The organism is Mangrovibacterium marinum (assembly GCF_003046625.1).
GTDB classification, from domain to species: Bacteria; Bacteroidota; Bacteroidia; order Bacteroidales; family Prolixibacteraceae; genus Mangrovibacterium; species Mangrovibacterium marinum.
Map to the genome: position 1 here is coordinate 284,540 of NZ_QAAD01000004.1, position 19,362 is coordinate 303,901.

General features: G+C 47.9%; 16 protein-coding genes. 7 read left to right on the forward strand and 9 right to left on the reverse strand.

The window, feature by feature from the left end; all coding sequences use genetic code 11:
- The first annotated feature begins 15 nt into the window (after positions 1-15).
- From C8N47_RS05595 to C8N47_RS05605, 3 genes are all read left to right on the forward strand, one after another.
- Positions 16-690: a YggS family pyridoxal phosphate-dependent enzyme gene (locus tag C8N47_RS05595; protein WP_211316057.1), complete on the forward strand. Its 675-nt coding sequence runs from the start codon at positions 16-18 to the stop codon at positions 688-690.
- A 63-nt stretch (positions 691-753) separates the two neighbouring features.
- Positions 754-1,740, forward strand: coding sequence for a dihydroorotate dehydrogenase-like protein (locus tag C8N47_RS05600; protein ID WP_107821539.1), 987 nt, complete (start codon positions 754-756; stop codon positions 1,738-1,740).
- 16 nt (positions 1,741-1,756) lie between these two features.
- Complete coding sequence (locus C8N47_RS05605) at positions 1,757-4,969, forward strand: PKD domain-containing protein (RefSeq protein WP_107821540.1); 3,213 nt, start codon at positions 1,757-1,759, stop codon at positions 4,967-4,969.
- Between the two features lie 17 nt (positions 4,970-4,986).
- Here C8N47_RS05605 and C8N47_RS05610 read toward each other — a convergent pair whose 3' ends face one another.
- Both C8N47_RS05610 and C8N47_RS05615 read right to left on the reverse strand, forming a co-directional pair.
- Positions 4,987-5,961, reverse strand: a complete 975-nt coding sequence (locus C8N47_RS05610; protein WP_170111300.1) for a PorP/SprF family type IX secretion system membrane protein — start codon at positions 5,959-5,961, stop codon at positions 4,987-4,989.
- Between the two features lie 92 nt (positions 5,962-6,053).
- The gene (locus tag C8N47_RS05615; protein WP_107821542.1) at positions 6,054-6,602 is read right to left on the reverse strand and encodes a HEAT repeat domain-containing protein; all 549 of its coding nucleotides are present in this window, start codon (positions 6,600-6,602) and stop codon (positions 6,054-6,056) included.
- Positions 6,603-6,759: 157 nt separating this feature from the next.
- Here C8N47_RS05615 and C8N47_RS05620 point away from each other — a divergent pair, with 157 nt between their 5' ends.
- Complete coding sequence (locus tag C8N47_RS05620) at positions 6,760-8,112, forward strand: MATE family efflux transporter (protein WP_107821569.1); 1,353 nt, start codon at positions 6,760-6,762, stop codon at positions 8,110-8,112.
- Here C8N47_RS05620 and C8N47_RS05625 read toward each other — a convergent pair.
- The 5 genes from C8N47_RS05625 to ligA form a co-directional block, all read right to left on the reverse strand.
- Entirely contained in the window at positions 8,109-8,489 is a 381-nt protein-coding gene (locus C8N47_RS05625) for an ATP-binding cassette domain-containing protein (protein WP_107821543.1), read from the reverse strand. The two genes, C8N47_RS05620 and C8N47_RS05625, sit on opposite strands and share 4 nt — an antisense overlap.
- A gap of 730 nt (positions 8,490-9,219) precedes the next feature.
- The gene (gene nspC, locus C8N47_RS05630; RefSeq protein ID WP_107821544.1) at positions 9,220-10,365 is read right to left on the reverse strand and encodes a carboxynorspermidine decarboxylase; all 1,146 of its coding nucleotides are present in this window, start codon (positions 10,363-10,365) and stop codon (positions 9,220-9,222) included.
- A 118-nt stretch (positions 10,366-10,483) separates the two neighbouring features.
- Positions 10,484-11,365: a 4-hydroxy-tetrahydrodipicolinate synthase gene (gene dapA, locus C8N47_RS05635; RefSeq protein WP_107821545.1), complete on the reverse strand. Its 882-nt coding sequence runs from the start codon at positions 11,363-11,365 to the stop codon at positions 10,484-10,486.
- A gap of 6 nt (positions 11,366-11,371) precedes the next feature.
- Positions 11,372-11,860 (reverse strand): DUF6913 domain-containing protein, encoded by a 489-nt coding sequence (locus tag C8N47_RS05640; RefSeq protein WP_107821546.1) that lies wholly within the window; start codon positions 11,858-11,860, stop codon positions 11,372-11,374.
- Between the two features lie 144 nt (positions 11,861-12,004).
- The gene (gene ligA, locus C8N47_RS05645) at positions 12,005-14,011 is read right to left on the reverse strand and encodes an NAD-dependent DNA ligase LigA (RefSeq protein WP_107821547.1); all 2,007 of its coding nucleotides are present in this window, start codon (positions 14,009-14,011) and stop codon (positions 12,005-12,007) included.
- A 219-nt stretch (positions 14,012-14,230) separates the two neighbouring features.
- On the opposite strand from ligA, the gene C8N47_RS05650 reads away from it, so the two are divergent.
- The gene (locus C8N47_RS05650; RefSeq protein ID WP_107821570.1) at positions 14,231-14,608 is read left to right on the forward strand and encodes a RidA family protein; all 378 of its coding nucleotides are present in this window, start codon (positions 14,231-14,233) and stop codon (positions 14,606-14,608) included.
- A 589-nt stretch (positions 14,609-15,197) separates the two neighbouring features.
- Here the strand turns inward: C8N47_RS05650 and C8N47_RS05655 are convergent.
- Positions 15,198-16,181: a sensor histidine kinase gene (locus C8N47_RS05655; protein ID WP_146161438.1), complete on the reverse strand. Its 984-nt coding sequence runs from the start codon at positions 16,179-16,181 to the stop codon at positions 15,198-15,200.
- 56 nt (positions 16,182-16,237) lie between these two features.
- Here C8N47_RS05655 and C8N47_RS05660 point away from each other — a divergent pair, with 56 nt between their 5' ends.
- Together C8N47_RS05660 and C8N47_RS05665 are read left to right on the forward strand one after the other, a co-directional pair.
- Positions 16,238-17,044, forward strand: a complete 807-nt coding sequence (locus tag C8N47_RS05660) for an aminotransferase class IV (protein WP_107821549.1) — start codon at positions 16,238-16,240, stop codon at positions 17,042-17,044.
- 167 nt (positions 17,045-17,211) lie between these two features.
- Entirely contained in the window at positions 17,212-18,825 is a 1,614-nt protein-coding gene (locus tag C8N47_RS05665; protein WP_107821550.1) for a fumarate hydratase, read from the forward strand.
- Positions 18,826-18,907: 82 nt separating this feature from the next.
- Here C8N47_RS05665 and C8N47_RS05670 read toward each other — a convergent pair whose 3' ends face one another.
- On the reverse strand, positions 18,908-19,318 hold the full coding sequence (locus C8N47_RS05670) for a methyltransferase (protein ID WP_107821551.1): 411 nt from the start codon (positions 19,316-19,318) through the stop codon (positions 18,908-18,910).
- Positions 19,319-19,362 lie beyond the last annotated feature (44 nt).

Here is a 19,362-nt window from a genome sequence, read left to right on the forward strand (position 1 = left end):
AGCAATTCAGAACGCATGATGGGAATAGCAGAGAACATTTTAAAATTGAAAAGCGAATTGGCCGAAGGGGTAACCCTGGTTGCGGTCTCGAAAACCAAGCCGAATGAAGATGTTTTGGCCGCTTACGAAGTCGGGCAACGCATATTCGGCGAAAATAAGGTGCAGGAGTTAGCCGCTAAGTACGAGGCGCTGCCCAGGGATATTGAGTGGCATTTCATCGGGCACCTGCAAACCAATAAGGTGAAATATATTGCTCCCTTTGTGAGCTTGATTCATGGTGTGGATTCGATGAAATTATTAAAGACCATTGACAAGGAAGCGGCCAAAGCGAATCGGACGATCCCTTGTTTGCTGCAATTTCATATTGCCGAAGAAGAAAGCAAGTTTGGATTAAACGCCGGGGAAGCGCGCGCCATTTTGCAGTCGGACGAATATGCCGCGATGAAAAACGTTCAGCTGTGCGGCGTTATGGGTATGGCCACCTATACGGACGATGAAGCGCAGATCCGCCGCGAATTTGCACAACTGAAAAAAATCTTTGAACAGATTAAAGATGAATTTTTTGGAGAGAATGAATCTTTTTCTGAAATTTCGATGGGCATGTCGGGCGACTACCCGCTGGCCATTGCCGAGGGCAGTACCATGGTGCGTGTAGGAAGCCGTATTTTCGGAGCCCGTCAGTACCATTAACAATCCCTCGAAACAATAAAAACAGGGCAAAAACCAATATCAATTAATTAACTAGTAAGTTATATGAAGAAGTTAGATACGACATATTTGGGTTTGAAGTTGAAGAACCCGATTGTTGTGGCCAGTTCGGGCCTAACGAACAGCGTTGACAAAATTAGAGGACTGGAAGAAGCCGGTGCCGGAGCAGTTGTCTTAAAATCGCTTTTTGAAGAACAGATTAACGGCGAGGTGACGCATCTGATCGCGAAAGATCCGCAAAATAGTTACCCCGAAGCCGAAGATTATATCCGTAACTACACCCGGCAGAATACCGTTGCCGCACATCTCGACTTGTTGCGTACGGTGAAAGCCGAAGTTTCGATCCCTGTAATTGCCAGTATTAATGCTGTTTCGGCAAACGAATGGACCGGCTTTGCCAAAGATTTTGAACAAGCGGGTGCCGATGCCCTGGAGCTGAACATCTTTTATGTGCCAACTGCCAGAAATGAAAAGCCCGACGAAATTGAACAGCTTTATATTGATGTGTTGAAGAAGGTGAAAGCTGAAGTTTCGATCCCGGTGTCGGTGAAAATTGGTTTCTATTTTACCAATCTGATTTCGTTTGCTGAAAAGCTAATGGCTAACGGAGCAGCTGCCGTAACCATGTTTAACCGGTTCTACGAGCCGGATATCAACATTGATAAACTTGAGCTGACGGCTTCCGAAGTGTTTAGCTCTCCGGCCGATATCCGGCGTTCACTGCGTTGGGTCGGATTAATCAGTGCAGCTTTGCCAAAGCTCGAAATTGCAGCATCCACCGGCGTGCACGATGGCGAAGCGGTGATCAAGCAATTGTTGGCAGGCGCCAAAGTTGTTCAGGTTTGTTCAGCCATCTACATTAACGGAGCGCAGGTGATTGACGGCATGGTGAAAGATGTGGAGAAATTCATGCGCAAATGGAACTTCAACACCATTGAGGACTTCCGGGGGCGCTTGTCGTATGCTCAAATTGAAGATCCGCAGATGTATGAACGAGCCCAGTTCATGAAGTATTTCTCCAATAAAGGATAACTAATACAGCACAGCTATGAAAAGCCGGATGTTATTGCTCGCGATATCGATGTTAACATTCGGCTTTTCTTATGGCCAGTCGGAAGCAATCGAGATTGAACAGGGCGTACGAAGGAATCTTGTTTTTTGCGAGGATAGCATTGTTTTTGGCGATGGCTTGGTTCAGTTGATTGGTGACTCGGTATACGATGGACTGAAAATCTCGATTGCCAATTTCAGTGCCGGTAAAGAGCGCCTGGAATGCCCCGATCACAGTTCATCGATTCAGCTTAGCTGGCTCAACGAAAACGGAACCTTGCAGCTTAGTGGCGCGGCAAGCACCGCCGAGTATGAAGCGGCAATCGCCAACACAATTTATATCAACCGGAATGCTGTGCCCGACACCGCAAGCCGGCAGATTGCAGTTACCCTGCTCGATGCTGATTTTCTGCCCGAAACAGGACATTTCTATCAGTATTATTCGCAATACAACATTACCTGGACGGCTGCCCGCGACTCCGCAGCCGCCAAAAACTATCGCGGCTTACAGGGCTATTTGGCCACAATAACGTCAGCCGCAGAAAACGACTTTATCTGGACCAAAATCGACGGCGTAGGATGGATTGGAGCGACCGATTCCGACGAATACAGCGAGGAAGGTGAATGGGTATGGGCAACCGGACCCGAGGCCGAAACCGTGTTCTGGAAAGGAACTTCTGGCGGGAGTCCGGTGAACGGTGAGTATTCTTTTTGGGGAGGAGGAGAGCCCAACAATTCTTACACCAACCTCAACGGCGGTATTGGCGAGGATTATGCGCATATTACACAGGATCCGACGCAGCCGGCTAAGTCGTGGAACGATTTAAGGAACGCCGGAGACAGCGATTTTACCTATACGCCCAATTATTATATTCCACGCGGCTATGTTGTGGAGTATGGTGGCATGGATGGAGACCCGGAGCTAAGTCTTTCCGCTTCGTTCGAAATTCTGATTCGAAAGCCAATTTTCAGCACGGTGGCAGATCACACAATCTGTCAGCACGATTCGGTGGCATTGAACCACGTCTATGCCGGAAACTACCAATGGGTTCCTGCTGCCGGCTTGAGCAGTCCCGATATTTCGAAGCCCAAAGCTTCGCCGGCCGATACAACAACTTACATGGTTGTGGCTAATTGGGAGGGCTGCATCGACTCGGCTTACTTCACCGTAAATGTGAAGCCCGTTCCGGATTTTGACCTGGGTGAAGACCGGAACTTGTGCATGGGCGATTCGGTATGGTTGGATGCAACTCCACTAAACACCGACGGAATGGAAACTTACAGTTGGAATACCGGTGCTGCCGGCAATAAAATTCAGCTCGGCTCAAACGGCCGCTACTCCGTTCGGGTGACCAATCGTTTTCAGTGTTTGTCGACCGACACCGTCGATGTGACGATTCACGAATATCCCCAAATAACGATTTCGGATAAAGCAATACTTACATGCGATGCCCGGCAGCTGACAATTGACGGCTCGGTTGATAAAGGAGCAATCCGCTGGACGGGCAGTCCGGCCTTGACTTTTGACGACGAAACCGTTGCCAGTCCGCTAATCCAGGCAGCCGATACGGGCTATTTTCAGGCTTCGGTGCAGGTGACCGATGATTTTGGCTGCATAAGCCGCGATACGGTGGAGCTGAGCTTTTACGACCGCCCGACCACCGACTTGAACATCGATTCGATCAGCTGTTCCGGCTATTCGCTTGATGTTGATTATGTCGGCAATGCCTCGTCGAATGCGTTGTTTAGCTGGTATTTCCCCGATACGCTTTATGCCGAAGGACGGAACCTCCGCGAGTTGAACATTGCTTTGGGCTTTCAGCAGACTAATCAACGAAAGCTGGGACTTCAGATTAACGAGTCGGGCTGTATCACCGAGCAGGACTGGACCCCGATTCGCGTGACGCCCAATCTGGAACTGACAGCCGATGTAACGGAGGGCTGTATGCCCCTGGAAACCCAGTTTCAGGCCAGTTCAACAGAGACTATCGAAAGCTATAGTTGGACATTTGGCGATGGCGCAGAAGAGCAGTCGGCGACGGATGTCATCAAGCATACTTATGCTGCTGCGGGCAGTTTTGATGTTGGCTTGACAGTGGTGTCGGCCGATGGTTGTACCAACTCAGGACTTGCTCACGATTTCATTACGGTTTTTCCAATCCGTTCGGCTGAAACCGATGTGGATCCCAATCGTTGCTATCCGCACCAGTTTGATGTGCTTTACACTGGCAGCGGAACCGTAGCCGATACTTATCATTGGGATTTGTCGGAATTGGATCCCGATGAAATTCTGCTTGACCCGGAAACGACCAGCGGGCCGCTATCCATTCGTTTAACAGATAAGCCGACGGCAACGATCGGACTTTGGGTTGAATCGGATAAGGGCTGCCAAAGTGAGATGAAGACCTTCAAGGTAAAACGTAAGCCTTGGTTTGATATTGAAGCTGATGTAGTTTCCGGATGTTCTCCCTTGACGGTGAATCTGTCGGCAAAGCAGTTGGATACGATCGATCAACTCGCTTATCGTTGGAGCACCGGCTTGCGGGACGATGCGGAAGGAGCCGGGATTACCGAACAGTATATTGAACAAGGGCAGGAATATCGCGTATGGGCCGTGGCTACATCGGCGCTCACGGGTTGTGTTGATACGGTGGCTTTCGCTCAACCGGTTGAAATTTATCGGGATCCTGTTGCCCAGTTCGAGCCGGACCGTTCTGAGCGTTTGATCTCGGATGCCCTGTTTCAGTTTACAAATAACAGTAGTGGAGCCGAAAGCTATGACTGGGATTTCGGAGATGGCGGCTTATCAACAGACACAAATCCGGACTATCGTTACCGGCAGGTGGGCTGGTTCAGGGTTCATCTTTTAGCCGAAAGTGAATTTGGCTGTGTTGATACCACAAGCCGCAGGGTACTTGTTGCTCCCGAGGATTTGTTTCCGCCCAATGCCTTGAATCCGAATAGCTCCAATCCCGAAAACCGGATTTTTCGTTTAGCTGCCGATGCGGTGCAGGAGCAGGGCTACCAGATGCAAATATTCAATCGGTGGGGCGAGCCGATGTTTGAGTCAACCGACAAAGCCGTGGGCTGGGACGGACGGATGAAAAATGGCCGTTTTGCGCCTCCGGGGGTGTATGTGTGGATCCTGAACTTCAACGATGTGATGGATAAACCGCATCGGCAAAAAGGAACTGTGACCCTGGTTTTTTAGCTTTTCAAACTTTTGCACTAAAGCGATGGGATGAGAAGAGTCTGGCGGCTTTTTCGCTTTTCGCCCGTGAATAAAATCAGCGATATTTCGTGTGCCCCGTACGAGTAGTAGCTCAGCTCCGATAAGCAGTGATCGTAACTATAGCCAATTTTGAATTTTGGCCGCATCAGCCCCAGCATAAGGATGACCGACTCGGGCTGTATGCCCTTTGTTTGGCGATACCATAAGCCTGCCGAAACAGATCTTTCCAGAACGTACAAGCCCAGGTTTAGTTGACGAAAGGCAGCTTGTTGCTGGTAAATAACATTGGGCGACAGGGTGAACCGGCGCGATAATAACCCGCGGTGCCAGCGATAACTTTTGGCCCCCAGATGCACTGTAAACTTAAGTGGTAGTTTGCCACGCTGATCTCCAATAAAAACCGATTCATCGGGCTGGCTCAAATGATCCACAGCGATACCTCCGTAGAACGAATCGTACTGACCGATGAACCCAACACCAAAATCGGGATACAGCAGACTGGCATTTTCCGGTATTTCCTGGCTCCCCAGGTAGCGTTCGCCGGTTAGCTGGTTAATCATATCGGGGAAAACCAGCTGCTGATAGTCCAGCTTTTTGTAGGTGAAGCCCGCCCGAAGTCCTAAATCGAAGAAAAATCGCGGATTGAACTTGATGTGATGGGCATAAAACAAATTTAAGCTTGTCTTCTCGACAATGCCGTTTGGCTCGCGGCTGCTGTGAGCCTGCATGCCAAGGCCACCTTTTAGTTTTTCAGCATAACGGTCGATGGCCACCGAGTAGCTCGTGTAGTTTGTTCCCTGCTGAGGCCACTGGTTTCGGTAATTGACCGAAAGCCTTGTTTGATCAGTGGTTCCGGCAAAGCCGGGGTTCAGGTAAAGCGGATTGGCATAAAATTGCGCGTATTCAGCATCCTGTGCCTGCACTGTCTGAAAAGCACAAAGCGAAATAAAAATCAGAAAGATCTTTTGCACGGTTGTCAGTTAATTTTAGGTTGTTCAGCTTAGCGAATCCTAAAAATAACTGATATTTAACCATTTCCTATATTTATTGTGACTTTTTCGGGCTAGAAGCTTTGAGGCTCGATTCCCTGTTCCAAAACTTTCAGAAACTCGATAACTTCCTCTAACATGGCTCGTTTGTCGTCGCTCACGGTTGGGAGGGCTGCTTCAATTTTTTGAATTTGCTGCTCACAGGTAACCATGGCAATTTTACCGGTCATGTTGGTGATCACGGTGTGTGCTTCCAGCGCAATCAAAAAGTCTTGCTCAATCATCAGGTCAACAAACAGGGGAAGGTGATCGATATAATCCAGACCGTTTTCCCAGCAAGCCGAAACTAAATATTGAAGTTCTTGGTCGTATGTTTTATTTTGAATGGCCTCAATAATCAGGGGAATGGCGTCGCTGTGTTTCAGTTCGGCCAGCAACCGTGCAATGCGCCGCTTGATTTCCTCATTTGTTGTTGAATGCAATAGCTCGAACAAAAAGGGCAGATAGGCCGAGTTTCCGCTTTCGCTTAGTTGTTCAATGGTTTGGTTAACCAGTTCTGCGTTACCCGATTGCAAATCGTGGATGGTGTCTGTATTAATCTTTTTGGGTTGTTCTGCGCTCATGTTCTGATTCTTTTCAAGATTGCTGCAAATTTAGAACATCGATTCCGAAAAACCGATTTTGTTGATTTGAATGTTTACTTTTGCCCCAACTTTTTTGCCTTGGTTCCGCCCGGGGCGACGGACAAGTAAACGGCCGATTGAAAAATTCAGACATTTGATGGAGAAGACCAGAGAGTTAGGAGAACAGCCTGTTGGGCGCCTGATGTTGAAATATTTTATACCCGCCTTTATTGGTGTTTTTGTAAATGCCCTGTACAATATTGTCGACCGTATTTTTATCGGTCAGGGCGTTGGAGCGATGGCCCTCAGCGGGGTGTCCGTTATTTTTCCGATCATGCTGGTGATGATCGCCTTTGGGATGCTTATTGGCATTGGCGCCAGTGTTTTGGTGTCGATTAATATGGGGCGAAGAGACTTGGATCGGGCCGAGCGGGTGCTGGGCAACAGCTTTGCGATGATGGTGATTGCCTCGGTGTTGATTACCGCTCTTGGCTTTGCCATAAAGAGCCCCATGCTGAAAATGTTTGGCGCTACGCCCGAAACAATTGGTTACGCCAACGATTATTTGAACATCATTTTGGTCGGCGTTATTTTTCAGGTTGTTGGCTTCTCGCTTAATAATGTTATTCGTTCCGAGGGGAATGCCAAAATTGCCATGTACTCGATGCTCATCAGTGCCGGAACCAATATTGTTCTGGATCCGATTTTCATTTTTGGCCTCGACATGGGCGTAAAAGGAGCGGCCTATGCCACGGTTATCTCGATGATGGTGTTGGCTGTTTGGGTTTTACTGCATTTTAACAGTAAACGCTCGGTGGTGAAAATCCGTACGGCCTATTTTAAAATTGAAATGCCCATTATCAAGGAGATCCTGGTTATTGGGATGGCACCGTTTTTTATGCAAATCGCCAACTCGGTGGTGCAGGCGTTGATCAATACCAAGCTGATTAGTTTTGGCGGCGATTTGGCAGTGGGGGCTATGGGCATTGTTAACTCAGTGGCGACCATGATTATCATGTCGATTGTTGCGATTAATATGGCGTCGCAACCCATCATTGGTTTTAACTACGGAGCGCGAGCTTATGCCCGGGTGCAGGAAGCCTTGAAGCTGGCAATTATCTCGGCCACCGTCATTTCTATTTTGGCGTTCATCGTGGTGCAGCTCTTTCCCGATTTGCTTGTTCGCTTTTTCAATTCCAAGGATCCGGACTTGCTGGCCATTGGCCGGCAGGGATTGCGCTTGGGCTTGCTGGCTTTGCCCGTGGTCGGCTACCAGGTGGTTGTTGGCAATTTTTACCAATCGATCGGGAAAGCTAAAATTGCCACCATACTGACCTTGTTGCGACAGGTTATTGTGCTGATTCCTTTGCTTTTTATATTACCTTCTTTCCTCGAGCTCGATGGCATCTGGATTTCGATGCCGATCGCCGATTTTTGCTCGGCACTGATTGTTTTGTTCTTTATTCGCCGGGAATGGATGCGTCTGTCAGTTCTCGATAACGAAATTTAACAGGTAAACTGTAGCTCGCTGAAGCTGTAGTAGAGTCCCGCGGTATCTTCGACCAGTTGCTGGTGTGTGCCCTTTTGGATAATTCGGCCTTGCTCCAGCACCAAGATTTGATCAGCCTGGCGAATGGTTGACAACCGGTGCGCGATGACGACCGACCGGCGGCCTCGCCTAAGTTCTTCCAACGCTTCCTGTACCTGGCCTCCCGATTCGGAATCCAAAGCCGACCTTGCTTCATCCGGAATCAAAACTCGCGGATTTTTCAGCATAGCGCGTGCACTGGCAATCCGTTGGCGCTGGCCTCCCGATAGCTGATCAGTAAGCCGTAATGTTTTCGTAAGCGATTCGCGCGTGAGTCTTTTTCGTTTTTTCTTAGTCATGACTTTGCGTCTGCGTAATGGGTGATTTTTCTTCCGTCCAAACACACAAAAGTGAGATAAGTTTACAGCCCTTTCCCCCAAACTGGCTAGGGACAGTCCAAATACTCCAAGGACTGCTCAAACTGCCTCGGGGACGGTCGACCTTGCTCAGGGACTGCGAGAAATTGCTCAGGGGACGGTCAACTATCCTCATGAAGCGGGTCAAAGTTCACAGGGGGCGCTGAAATTCCTCAGGGGACGGGTCAGATTGCTGCGGGGACGCTTCAGGTTGCTAATGGGATCAAAGAAACTGCTCATGGGAAGGTCAACTTCGTCAGGGACGGGGTAAAATTCCCAGGGGAGGGTCAAACATGCTCGGGGGCCGCGTCAACCGGGCGTTTCAGCCTTCAAAGCATTTAGCCTTCAATGCTTAGTGCTGTAAGGAGAGGAAAGCCATCCTCCGGGCAAGGTCAGAATCACGGTGGACATGTCCAGCAAGGCTATGGACAAGGAAATCATAGCTATTTCCTATGAAATATATCCTATGGGATAGGAAATAGCTATGGTGGGCAAGGTCAGAATCACGGTGGACATGTCCAGCAAGGCTATGGACAAAGAAATCATAGCTATTTCCTAAGACATATATTTGCCGGGATAGGAAATAGCTATGATGGACAAGGTCAGAATCATGGTGGATTAGTCCACAAGAGCTCCGGACTATGAAGTTTAATGACAAACTAAAGTTTGCGGATTAGCTCAATTTGTTTTTATAGTCTTCGTAACCGAATTTCCGCACAAGTTGAAAATCACCGCTTGCTTTGATGATTCCAATAGATGGATGTTGTACCCCATTGAAGACAGTTGTTTTCACCATGGTGTAGTGAATCATATCCTCGAGGATGATTTCGTCGCCAATTTGCAATGCTTCGTCGAACGACCAGTAACCGTAATAGTCGCCGCTAAGGCAGGTGTTACCACCCATGCGGTAGGTTGGTTTGCCATCGACCGGGCCAACAGCGGCGTGGCGGATACGCGGTTGGTAAGGCATTTCCAGGCAGTCGGGCATGTGTGCTGCAAACGAAACATTCAACATGGCTGTTTTGATGCCTTTATTTTCGACCACATCCAGAACACTTGCCTTCAGGAAGCCGGTTTCCCAGGCAAAGGCGCTGCCCGGCTCCATAATGATGTGCAAGTTGGGGTAGCGGCTTTGCAGCCCTTTCAGTATTTCAATCAGGTGATCCACCTTGTAGCCTTTGCGGGTCATCAGGTGGCCACCGCCCATGTTTAGCCATTTCACTTGTTTCAGAAAGCGACCGAATTTGGCCTCCACCGCAGCCAGCGTTTTCTCCAAATCGGTGGAATACGACTCGCACAAGGTGTGGAAGTGCAAACCATCGATTCCGGCCGGCAGTTCGTCACCAATTTGCTCGGCAATTACGCCCAGGCGCGAACCCGGTGCGCAGGGGTTGTAAAGCTCGGTTTCTACTTCCGAAAACTCCGGGTTAATGCGCAAGGCAACCGAGACCTTCTTCCCCGAAGCCTGGATCATGGGGTAGAAACGCTCGTACTGGCTCAGCGAGTTAAAGGTGATGTGGCTGGAAAGCTGAATAATCTCCGGGAAACTTTCCTCGTCGTAAACCGGTGCGTACGTATGTGCTTCGGTTTTCATCTCCTCGTAGCACAGCTTCACTTCGTGCAGCGAGCTGGCTGTAGCTCCCGAAATATATTCGCGTACAATGGGGAAAGCACTCCACATGGCGAACCCCTTAAAGGCCAGAATAATCTCAACACCGGCCCGTTGCGAAACCGACTGGATTAATTCCAGATTTTTGCGTAATAGTTTTTCCTCCAACACATAGCAAGGCGAGGGTATTCCGGGAAATTCAACGTTCATCGTGGTATTGTTTTTTTTAGTTATCAGAAACGAAAATAATAAATAATGGATGTCAAAAGCAAAAGACCATTGAACAGTCGCGTTCAATGGTCTTTTGATCTTTCAGAACGGCATTGCGTTAAAGTACGCGCTTGAGCTCTTCCTCCAGATCTTTGTATAATTCGCTGCTTGCAGCACACAGTGGCAAACGCACATTTGAGTTGGTTTTGCCCATGATTTCCATCAGTGCTTTAACGCCGGCCGGGTTTCCTTCGCGGAACAACAGCTTAAACAGGTCTACCAGTCGCTGGTGCAATTGGCGGGCTTCCGCTAAACGGCCATCCAGGGCCAGGTGTACTAATTCGGCCATCTGCCCGGGCAGGGCGTTCGATGCAACTGAGATCACGCCGATACCGCCCACGCTGATAATCGGAAGCGTCAACACATCGTCGCCCGAGATAACGGCAAAATGCGCGGGGCCGTGTTTGGCCATTTTTGCGACCTGAGACGACTCGCCCGAAGCTTCTTTCACGGCAATTACGTTGGGGCAGGCCTTAGCAATAGCCACCGAAGTAGCCGACTCCATGTTTACCCCTGTGCGCGATGGTACATTGTACAGTACTACCGGAACCGGGCATGCAGCGGCAATCGACTTGTAATACGCGATAAGCCCGGCTTGCGGCGGCCGGTTGTAATAGGGGGTTACGCTTAAAATACCGTCGATGCCGTCGAAGTTGGTGCCCTTAATGGTTTGGCAAACTTTTACCGGATCGTTACCTCCCAGACCAAGCATTATCGGAACACGCTTGTTGACTTTAGCCTTGATACAGTTAATCACTTCTTTTTGCTCATCGGCACTTAAAGTGGGTGTTTCGGCTGTCGTTCCCAATGCAACCAGGTAGTCGGTTCCCGAAGTAATTTGTTCTTCAACAAGCGTTTCCAGGGCATTGAAATCGATTGATAAGTTTTTTTTGAATGGAGTAATTAATGCTACTCCTGCGCCTTTAAAAAGGTGTTCCATGCTTTCTTAATTTATCTCATTTAAATAATGAATCAATTGTTCTGCCAAATAGCAGGCATCGGGATGTTTGCTGACGTCGACACAAAGATCGAAGAAATTGGGTGTCGCCATACTCCAGCCGGTTTTAAACGATGCTCCCGACAAGGCTCGTACAATTTGAACCGGCAGCTTGTCAGACAAACTAATGTCGATTAAAAGATCGAATTTTTCGTTGATGAAGGTGGCGACCTCCGGATTTTTGGGCGTGCCCATGAACGAAAAATCATTTTTGCCGAAAGTACGCTCGTGTTCTTTCGCGGAGTAACAAAGGTCGCGGTATTGGATGTTGTGCCCCTGAAGATAGCTTTTCAGCATTTCAAAAGCAGCGTTGTCCTTTTCGTCCCAAAGAATACCAACGTAGCCGGCTTTATTTAAATTGATGAATTGTTTGCTGCGTTTGGTCGATTTCCCGATACGTCGCAGCCGCCAGTAAACCAATTTGCTTTTTAATCCCATAGTTTCGTGCGCAAAAATAAGAATTTGTTTCTGATTAGAGCTTGAATGCTGCAAAAGTAGTTTTAAAAAACAGCTTGTTCGGGAAAATCGAAAGTGATGTGCCCGATTTGCTTTTAATTGTCATTTAACAGGTGTTGAGCGGTCTTATTCAATCATTTGCAGAAACTCCTCTTCCGAAAGAATCGGGATTCCCAGTTTTTCAACTTTTTCCAGTTTCGAAGGCCCTACATTGGCCCCGCCCAGCAGGTACGAGGTTTTCTTGGAGATGGAGCCAACGCTCTTGCCTCCGTTCTTCTCGATCAGCTCTTTGAGCTCGTCGCGCGAGTGTTTTTCAAAAGTTCCGGAAATGACAATGCTCAGTCCTTCCAGTTTTTGGCTGCGTCCCTCAAGCACCGATTCGTGTAACTCGAACTGAAGACCTTGATTTTTTAATCGTTCCAGCAGCTCGCGGTTACGCTCGTCGTGGAAATAGGCGATGACACTTTCTGCAATGCGGATGCCAATTTCGTCAATAGCCGTCAGCTCGTCCAGCGATGCCTTGGCCAGGTTGTCGATATTGACCAGCTTTTGCGCCAGCTTCTTGGCGACCGTTTCTCCCACAAAGCGGATTCCCAAGGCAAAGAGTACACGCTCGAAGGGTACTTGCCGCGATTGCTGTAAACTTTTCAGAATCCGTTCGGCCGACTTTTCACCCATCCGCTCCAGCGGTATCAGTTGCTCGGCCTGCAAATCGTATAAATCGGCACTGTTGCGAATTAAGCCTTGCTGGTAAAGCAGCTCAATGGTTTCCTGTCCCAAGCCGTCGATGTCCATTGCCCGCCGGCTGATGAAGTGCTCAATTTTTCCTTTAATTTGTGGCGGACAACCCGTTTCGTTGGGGCAGTAGTGGGCGGCTTCGCCATCTTTACGGATTAGTGTTGTTCCACATTCCGGACATTCATGGATAAACTCAACCTTTTGCGCATCCGGCTTGCGAAGGCTGTCGTTTACATCCACAATCTTGGGGATGATCTCGCCCCCTTTTTCAACGTAAACGGCATCTTCCAAGTGTAAATCCAGTTTATTAATAATGTCGGCATTATGCAGCGAGGCGCGTTTTACGACGGTGCCTGCCAGCAAAACCGGCGTGAGATTGGCCACCGGCGTAACGGCACCGGTTCGGCCTACCTGAAAACTCACCGACTCGAGGGTGGTGCTCACCTGCTCGGCCTTAAACTTGTAGGCAATGGCCCAGCGTGGCGACTTGGCCGTAAAGCCGAGCTCGCTTTGCAGACGCCGCGAGTTCACTTTGATGACGATGCCGTCGGTAGCAACCGGCAGGTTGAAGCGCTCGGTGTCCCAATAGTTTATAAAGTCAATGACCTCATTGATGTTCGCGCATTTTTTGGTGTGTTCCGATATTTTGAATCCCCATTTGCGGGCGTGTTGCAAACTTTCGTAGTGACCGTCGTCGGGCAGGTTTTCGCCTAGCAGGTAGTAAACGTAGGCATCCAGCTTGCGCTTAGCCACCTCGGCGGCATTCTGTAGCTTGATGGTGCCCGAGGCCGCATTGCGGGGATTGGCAAATGGCATCTCGCCAATATCTTCGCGTGCCTGGTTCAGCTCGGCAAACACCGCAAAAGGCAACAAAATCTCACCACGCATTTCAAAGCTGGCCGGATAGTCGTCTCCTTTTAGCCTTAACGGAATACTGCGAATGGTGCGCACGTTGGCGGTAATGTCGTCGCCCTTAACGCCATCGCCGCGGGTTACGGCGCGCAGCAATGCTCCGTTTTCGTAGATCAGACTGACCGAGGTGCCGTCAAACTTTAACTCGCAGACAAATTCGTAGGGCTCGTCGGTCAGCTTTTTAATGCGTTGGTCAAAATCGATCAGTTCTCCCTCCGAGTAACTGTTCGAGAGCGACAGCATGGGGTACTGATGATTCACCTGTACGAACTCCTGATTCAGGTCGCTACCCACACGCTGTGTTGGTGAGTTGGGGTCGAAAAACTGCGGAAATTCGGCTTCCAGCTTTTCCAGTTCTTTCAGCTTCATATCGAATTCATAGTCGCTGATTGTGGGCTTCGAAAGCACATAATATTGGTAGTTATGCTCCTCCAGCTCGTGGCGGAGAGCTTCAATTTTTTCTTTAGCCTGAGTTAAATCCATGGTGATCAAAAATTTGCTCTAAAATACAAAACGGTTCGGCCTGTAAAGGTAGAATAGTTGTGTAAACTTTCGGAATGCCGGGGCATTTTTGACTAAAGTGAATGATGTTGTCACCCTCAGCGAAAGATGAGCTGATGTTTGGCAGTTTGTGCCACCATTAAAATTTATTTCTTTGCAGAAAGAACAATCAATTTTATTTTGACTGATAAATTACACGACATGAAGAAAATTATTTCCACACCCAATGCCCCGGCGGCAATTGGTCCTTACAGCCAGGCTGTTGAAGTAAACGGTACGCTCTATATTTCGGGGCAAATTCCGGTTGATCCGGCGATCGGTAAGATTGTCGACGGCGGCATTGTTGAGCAAACTACCCAGGTGATGAAAAACATTGAGGCGATTTTGACCGAGGCCGGTTATACATTTGCCGATGTGGTGAAGTCGACTTGTTTGCTGAGCGATATGGCAAATTTCAAGGCGATGAATGAGGTTTACGGAAAATGCTATCCCGAAAACCCGCCGGCACGTGCTGCTTTTGCGGTTAAAGAACTACCACTGGGCGTGCTGGTCGAAATTGAGACCGTGGCCGTAAAATAAGATCGTGAAACGCGAAATAACAGATCAATAAGGAGTTGCCGGGCAGCTCCTTTTTTTCTGAAAGTCTCTTTTTCGACGCTTAAACAAGTGTTCCGTCAATTCTAATTTGTATAGAAGAAGATATTTTGTCCTACCGGACGGGTTTTACTCTTTGCCTTAAAGCAAAGAGTAAACAGAAAGTTCAAGGCTTATTTTTATCTTCAGGTGTCAGCTCCCGAAAGCTAAGTTCAGCCGGGTGATCTCCTTCTGTCGGCGGAGCTTCCCGGATTCACTAAGCTTCCGGTTCACCTCTCACCATCGATAAAAAGTAGGCCGGTCGCGCTCCGAGCGAGCTTCCGTCTTCTCTTAAATGCCTTCTGCTGTCTTCCTCCACTTTCATTCCTGTTGGTGATTCCCCGGAATCATGAAGGTTTTCTGTGAAAGTCCCTTCGGGTGATGTGGTTTCCAACCGCATCGGGGATGCTTTGAGAGGTGGAACGATAACCCGACAACTCATGACAACAAGGATAACCACGAAAACCCGGACAACCGGGAATCCGCTTACTTTGGCTCCTGTTGGTGATTCAGGGAAATCAGATCTATTTTTTGCTTATTCATCCTGCTTGTCAGTTCGGATGCCTCTTTGCTGGCTTTGGGGCTGAAGGGGGAGTATAACTGTAAATCGGCTTCCACTGCCATATTCCGATTCGACTTCCATACGGGCGTTCAGAGCATCGGCCAGCCCCTTGCAGATGGAAAGTCCCAGCCCGAAACCACCGGAAATTTCATTATCGTTTTTATAGTGTTTAAAGCGTTCAAAAATTACGGGCATATTCTCGGGCTTAATACCAATGCCGGTATCGATAATGTCAATCTGAAGATCGTTTGATCGGGCGTGTACCTTCATGCTGATTGTTCCATGATTGGTGTACTTTACGGCGTTGTCAATCAGATTGTAGATGATTTGTCGCAGGTAGTCCGAGTCGGTGACGATATGGAGATTGGCACAATCCGGATCGAGCTGGCACTCAAATTTTAAACCTTTTCGGCATAAAGCCGATCCGGAAAAACTGTAGTTTTGCGTGATGCGGTTGGCAAATTTCGAAACCGAGATTTGCCGCATCTGAGGCTCGAGCATTTTCTCCTGAATTTTTGAAATCTCCAGAATATTGTTGATGATCTTCAGCAGCAGATCGCTGTTGGTGTTAATCTGGTCGATATACATCTCCCGGATTTCTGGTTCAAGCTCGTCTTCCACCAAAAGCTGGCTGAATCCCAGGATGCCGTTCAGCGGGGTTCTTATCTCGTGTGACATATTCGAGATGAAGGTCGACTTTAAGCGATCGGCTTTCTCGGCCTGTTCTTTTGCCAGCTTTAATTCAGTCAGTAATTTGCTTTTCTTGCGGATTGCCCGACTGATGAGCAGGTATAAAAATGCGGATGTGCCGACAACATAAAACCATCCTTTGTAAGTTTGCAGTCTACTGATCACTTCCGGCTGGTCGGAGAGGGAGGCCAGCAATAAATCTGAAAAAAGAATCCACAGAAAGCCAATGGAGAAGTAGATCAATGTTATTTTTAAGGCGCTTTTCATACTTTCTTGTTCCTGCTTGGTGCACCGGATCAGGCGATACTTTAAATTGAAAATGAATGACAAACATACCGATTTATATTGAGAGAGGAGAACTGAAAAAAACACCGGTTTCCGGCTTTCAGGACGAACAGGCTGTTCAGATCTACGAAGTGCTCAGAATTGTCGATAGCAAGCTGCTTTTTTTTTCGGATCACTATGCCCGTTTTTGCCATTCCTGCGCGTTGCTACAAATTCCGGTAAGGGTGAATGAGGTGGAGTTTAAACGCCAACTTCGGCTGCTTATCCAAGCCAATAAGCTGATTAATGCGAATGTAAAGGTTGAGCTGAATATCCTGTCCGATAAAAGCGAGCTTTTTCGAATGTATGTTGTACCGCACCAATATCCAACAGCTGAGCAATACCGCTGGGGAGTTGCGGTGGGGCTGTTGCATGCCGAGCGGCAAAACCCGCAGGCGAAGGTGGCCCAGCATTCGGTGCGTGAAAAGGCCAATCAGGCCATTGCCCGGAATAATTGGTACGAGGTGTTATTGGTCGATCATAACCAGTGCATTACTGAAGGAAGCCGCTCGAACGTGTTTTTTATTCGCGATGGTGTGTTTTACACTGCAAAAGCTGAGCAGGTGCTCGGTGGCATCACCCGTAAATACATCATTGAGTGCATCAATCGCTTGGGATTTGGGTATGTAGAGGCGCCAATACGGGTATCGGAGCTGGCACAATACGATGCTGCCTTTATCAGTGGTACCTCGCCTAAAGTTTTACCCATCGCACAAATCGAAGAGCACGCTTATCAGCTCGACAATAAGCCGCTTCGCCAGCTGATGGCTGATTTCGATCGGTTTATTGAGGAGTCCCTGCATTAAGCAGATCGGCCGCTCATAGCTGGACGCTTTCTAAATAAGTCGTGCCAACGGACAAAATTCCCCTTGATTAAAGGCCTGTTTGGTGGCTAATGGCTATATTTGTGGGATTCGTCTCAATGGCGGATAAATCGAAAATACGAAACAAAAAACAACTGAATTAAAACAATATGGCAACAGAATTTCATTATCAACCCATGTTCCAGCTGGGCGAAGATAAAACGGAATACTACCAACTGACAAAAGACTATGTTTCAGTAGGTGATTTCGAAGGAAAACCCATTTTAAAAATTGAAAAAGAAGGCTTGACAGCTTTGGCTCAAGCAGCTTTCCGCGATGTTGAATTTTTATTGCGCCGTGCTCACAATGAGCAAGTATCTAAAATTTTAAACGACCCGGAAGCTTCGGAAAACGATAAATACGTGGCATTAACTTTTCTGCGTAATGCCGAAGTTGCTGCAAAAGGTATACTTCCTTTCTGCCAGGATACCGGTACCGCAATCATTCACGGCGAAAAAGGGCAGCAGGTTTGGACCGATTACTGCGACGAAGAAGCGCTTTCTCTTGGTGTGTTCAACACTTTTACCCAGGAAAACCTTCGCTACTCGCAAAATGCTCCGCTCAATATGTACGACGAAGTAAATACCAGATGTAACCTACCTGCGCAAATTGATTTGGAAGCCACCGAAGGCATGGAATACAAATTTCTTTGTGTAGCCAAAGGCGGTGGGTCAGCTAACAAAACCTATCTGTTTCAGGAAACCAAAGCTTTGATTAATCCCAAAACATTGGTGCCTTATTTGGTCGAAAAAATGAAAACATTAGGTACTGCTGCTTGTCCTCCGTACCATATTGCATTTGTTATTGGCGGTACATCGGCCGAAAAGAATCTTCTGACTGTAAAATTAGCATCTACCAAATATTACGACGAATTGCCAACGACCGGAAACGAACATGGCCGTGCGTTCCGCGATATCGAGCTTGAAAAAGAATTGTTGGAAGAAGCATATAAAATTGGTTTAGGAGCTCAGTTTGGTGGTAAATATTTGGCACACGATGTTCGCGTAGTGCGTTTACCGCGCCATGGAGCCAGTTGCCCTGTTGGTATGGGCGTAAGCTGTTCTGCCGACCGCAATATTAAAGCAAAAATCAACAAAGACGGTATTTGGATTGAAAAAATGGATGACAAGCCGTTTGAATTGATTCCTGAAGAATTACGCAAGGCAGGTGAAGGCGATGCTGTAAAAATCAATTTGAACCAGCCCATGGCAGACATCTTGAAGATTTTGACTAAGTATCCGGTTGCAACGCGTCTGTCTTTGAATGGTACCATTATCGTAGCCCGCGATATCGCCCATGCAAAAATCAACGAGCGCTTGGAAAAAGGTGAACCAATGCCTGAATATTTCAAGAATCACCCGATTTATTATGCAGGCCCGGCTAAAACGCCGAGTGACATGGCCTGTGGTTCCATGGGGCCAACTACGGCAAACCGAATGGACCCTTATGTCGATCCATTTCAAAGCAAGGGCGGCAGCATGATTATGCTGGCTAAAGGTAATCGCAGTCAGCAGGTAACCGATGCCTGTAAAAAACACGGTGGTTTCTACCTTGGTTCTATTGGCGGTCCGGCAGCTATTCTTGCTCAAAACAATATCAAGAGCATCGAATGTGTGGAATATCCCGAACTCGGAATGGAAGCCATTTGGAAAATTGAAGTGGAAAATTTCCCGGCCTTTATCCTTGTGGACGACAAAGGCAACGACTTCTTCAAAAGTTTATAATTGATTTATAACGACCTATAAAAATAGAGGGAGCTTCGGTCTGGCTGAAGCTCCCTTCTGTTTTTTACGAACCGCTTGTCGATTACATCTTTTGTGCGATTATTTGACTCAATCCCGCATCCAGCTCTTTACGTTGAATTTGCTTAAAGCCCGCAGTCGTTAACATGTCGGATACTTCCTGCTCGGTAAAACAATCACCACCATCGGTGCCAACTAACATATTGATGGCAAAGATTGCACCCGTAGTGGGTTCTGTCCGCTCATCGTTCATAATCCAATCCTGAATAATAATTTGTCCCTTGTTATTTAAAGCCTTGAAGCACTTCTTTATAAGTTGCTGATTCGTCTCCAATGGATTGCTGTGAATGATCGCCGAGAGAAAAACCAGATCGAATCCCTCCGGTAAATCATCTTTTGTATAATCGCCGGTGTATGTTTTAATGTAAGCGTCTCGGCGATGACGCAGCCCAAAAAACAGCCCGTCAATTTTCAAATGGAATTGACGGGCTGTTTAAGTTATTTTATTGAGCAGACCAC

Bases quoted from the DNA above. Each gene is read 5' to 3' on its own strand.
- C8N47_RS05595 (WP_211316057.1), top strand. From the start codon at position 16: ATGATGGGAATAGCAGAGAACATTTTAAAATTGAAAAGCGAATTGGCC.
- C8N47_RS05600 (WP_107821539.1), top strand. From the start codon at position 754: ATGAAGAAGTTAGATACGACATATTTGGGTTTGAAGTTGAAGAACCCG.
- C8N47_RS05605 (WP_107821540.1), top strand. From the start codon at position 1,757: ATGAAAAGCCGGATGTTATTGCTCGCGATATCGATGTTAACATTCGGC.
- C8N47_RS05615 (WP_107821542.1), bottom strand. From the start codon at position 6,602: ATGAGCGCAGAACAACCCAAAAAGATTAATACAGACACCATCCACGAT.
- C8N47_RS05620 (WP_107821569.1), top strand. From the start codon at position 6,760: ATGGAGAAGACCAGAGAGTTAGGAGAACAGCCTGTTGGGCGCCTGATG.
- C8N47_RS05625 (WP_107821543.1), bottom strand. From the start codon at position 8,489: ATGACTAAGAAAAAACGAAAAAGACTCACGCGCGAATCGCTTACGAAA.
- nspC (WP_107821544.1), bottom strand. From the start codon at position 10,365: ATGAACGTTGAATTTCCCGGAATACCCTCGCCTTGCTATGTGTTGGAG.
- dapA (WP_107821545.1), bottom strand. From the start codon at position 11,365: ATGGAACACCTTTTTAAAGGCGCAGGAGTAGCATTAATTACTCCATTC.
- C8N47_RS05640 (WP_107821546.1), bottom strand. From the start codon at position 11,860: ATGGGATTAAAAAGCAAATTGGTTTACTGGCGGCTGCGACGTATCGGG.
- ligA (WP_107821547.1), bottom strand. From the start codon at position 14,011: ATGGATTTAACTCAGGCTAAAGAAAAAATTGAAGCTCTCCGCCACGAG.
- C8N47_RS05650 (WP_107821570.1), top strand. From the start codon at position 14,231: ATGAAGAAAATTATTTCCACACCCAATGCCCCGGCGGCAATTGGTCCT.
- C8N47_RS05655 (WP_146161438.1), bottom strand. From the start codon at position 16,181: ATGAAAAGCGCCTTAAAAATAACATTGATCTACTTCTCCATTGGCTTT.
- C8N47_RS05660 (WP_107821549.1), top strand. From the start codon at position 16,238: ATGACAAACATACCGATTTATATTGAGAGAGGAGAACTGAAAAAAACA.
- C8N47_RS05665 (WP_107821550.1), top strand. From the start codon at position 17,212: ATGGCAACAGAATTTCATTATCAACCCATGTTCCAGCTGGGCGAAGAT.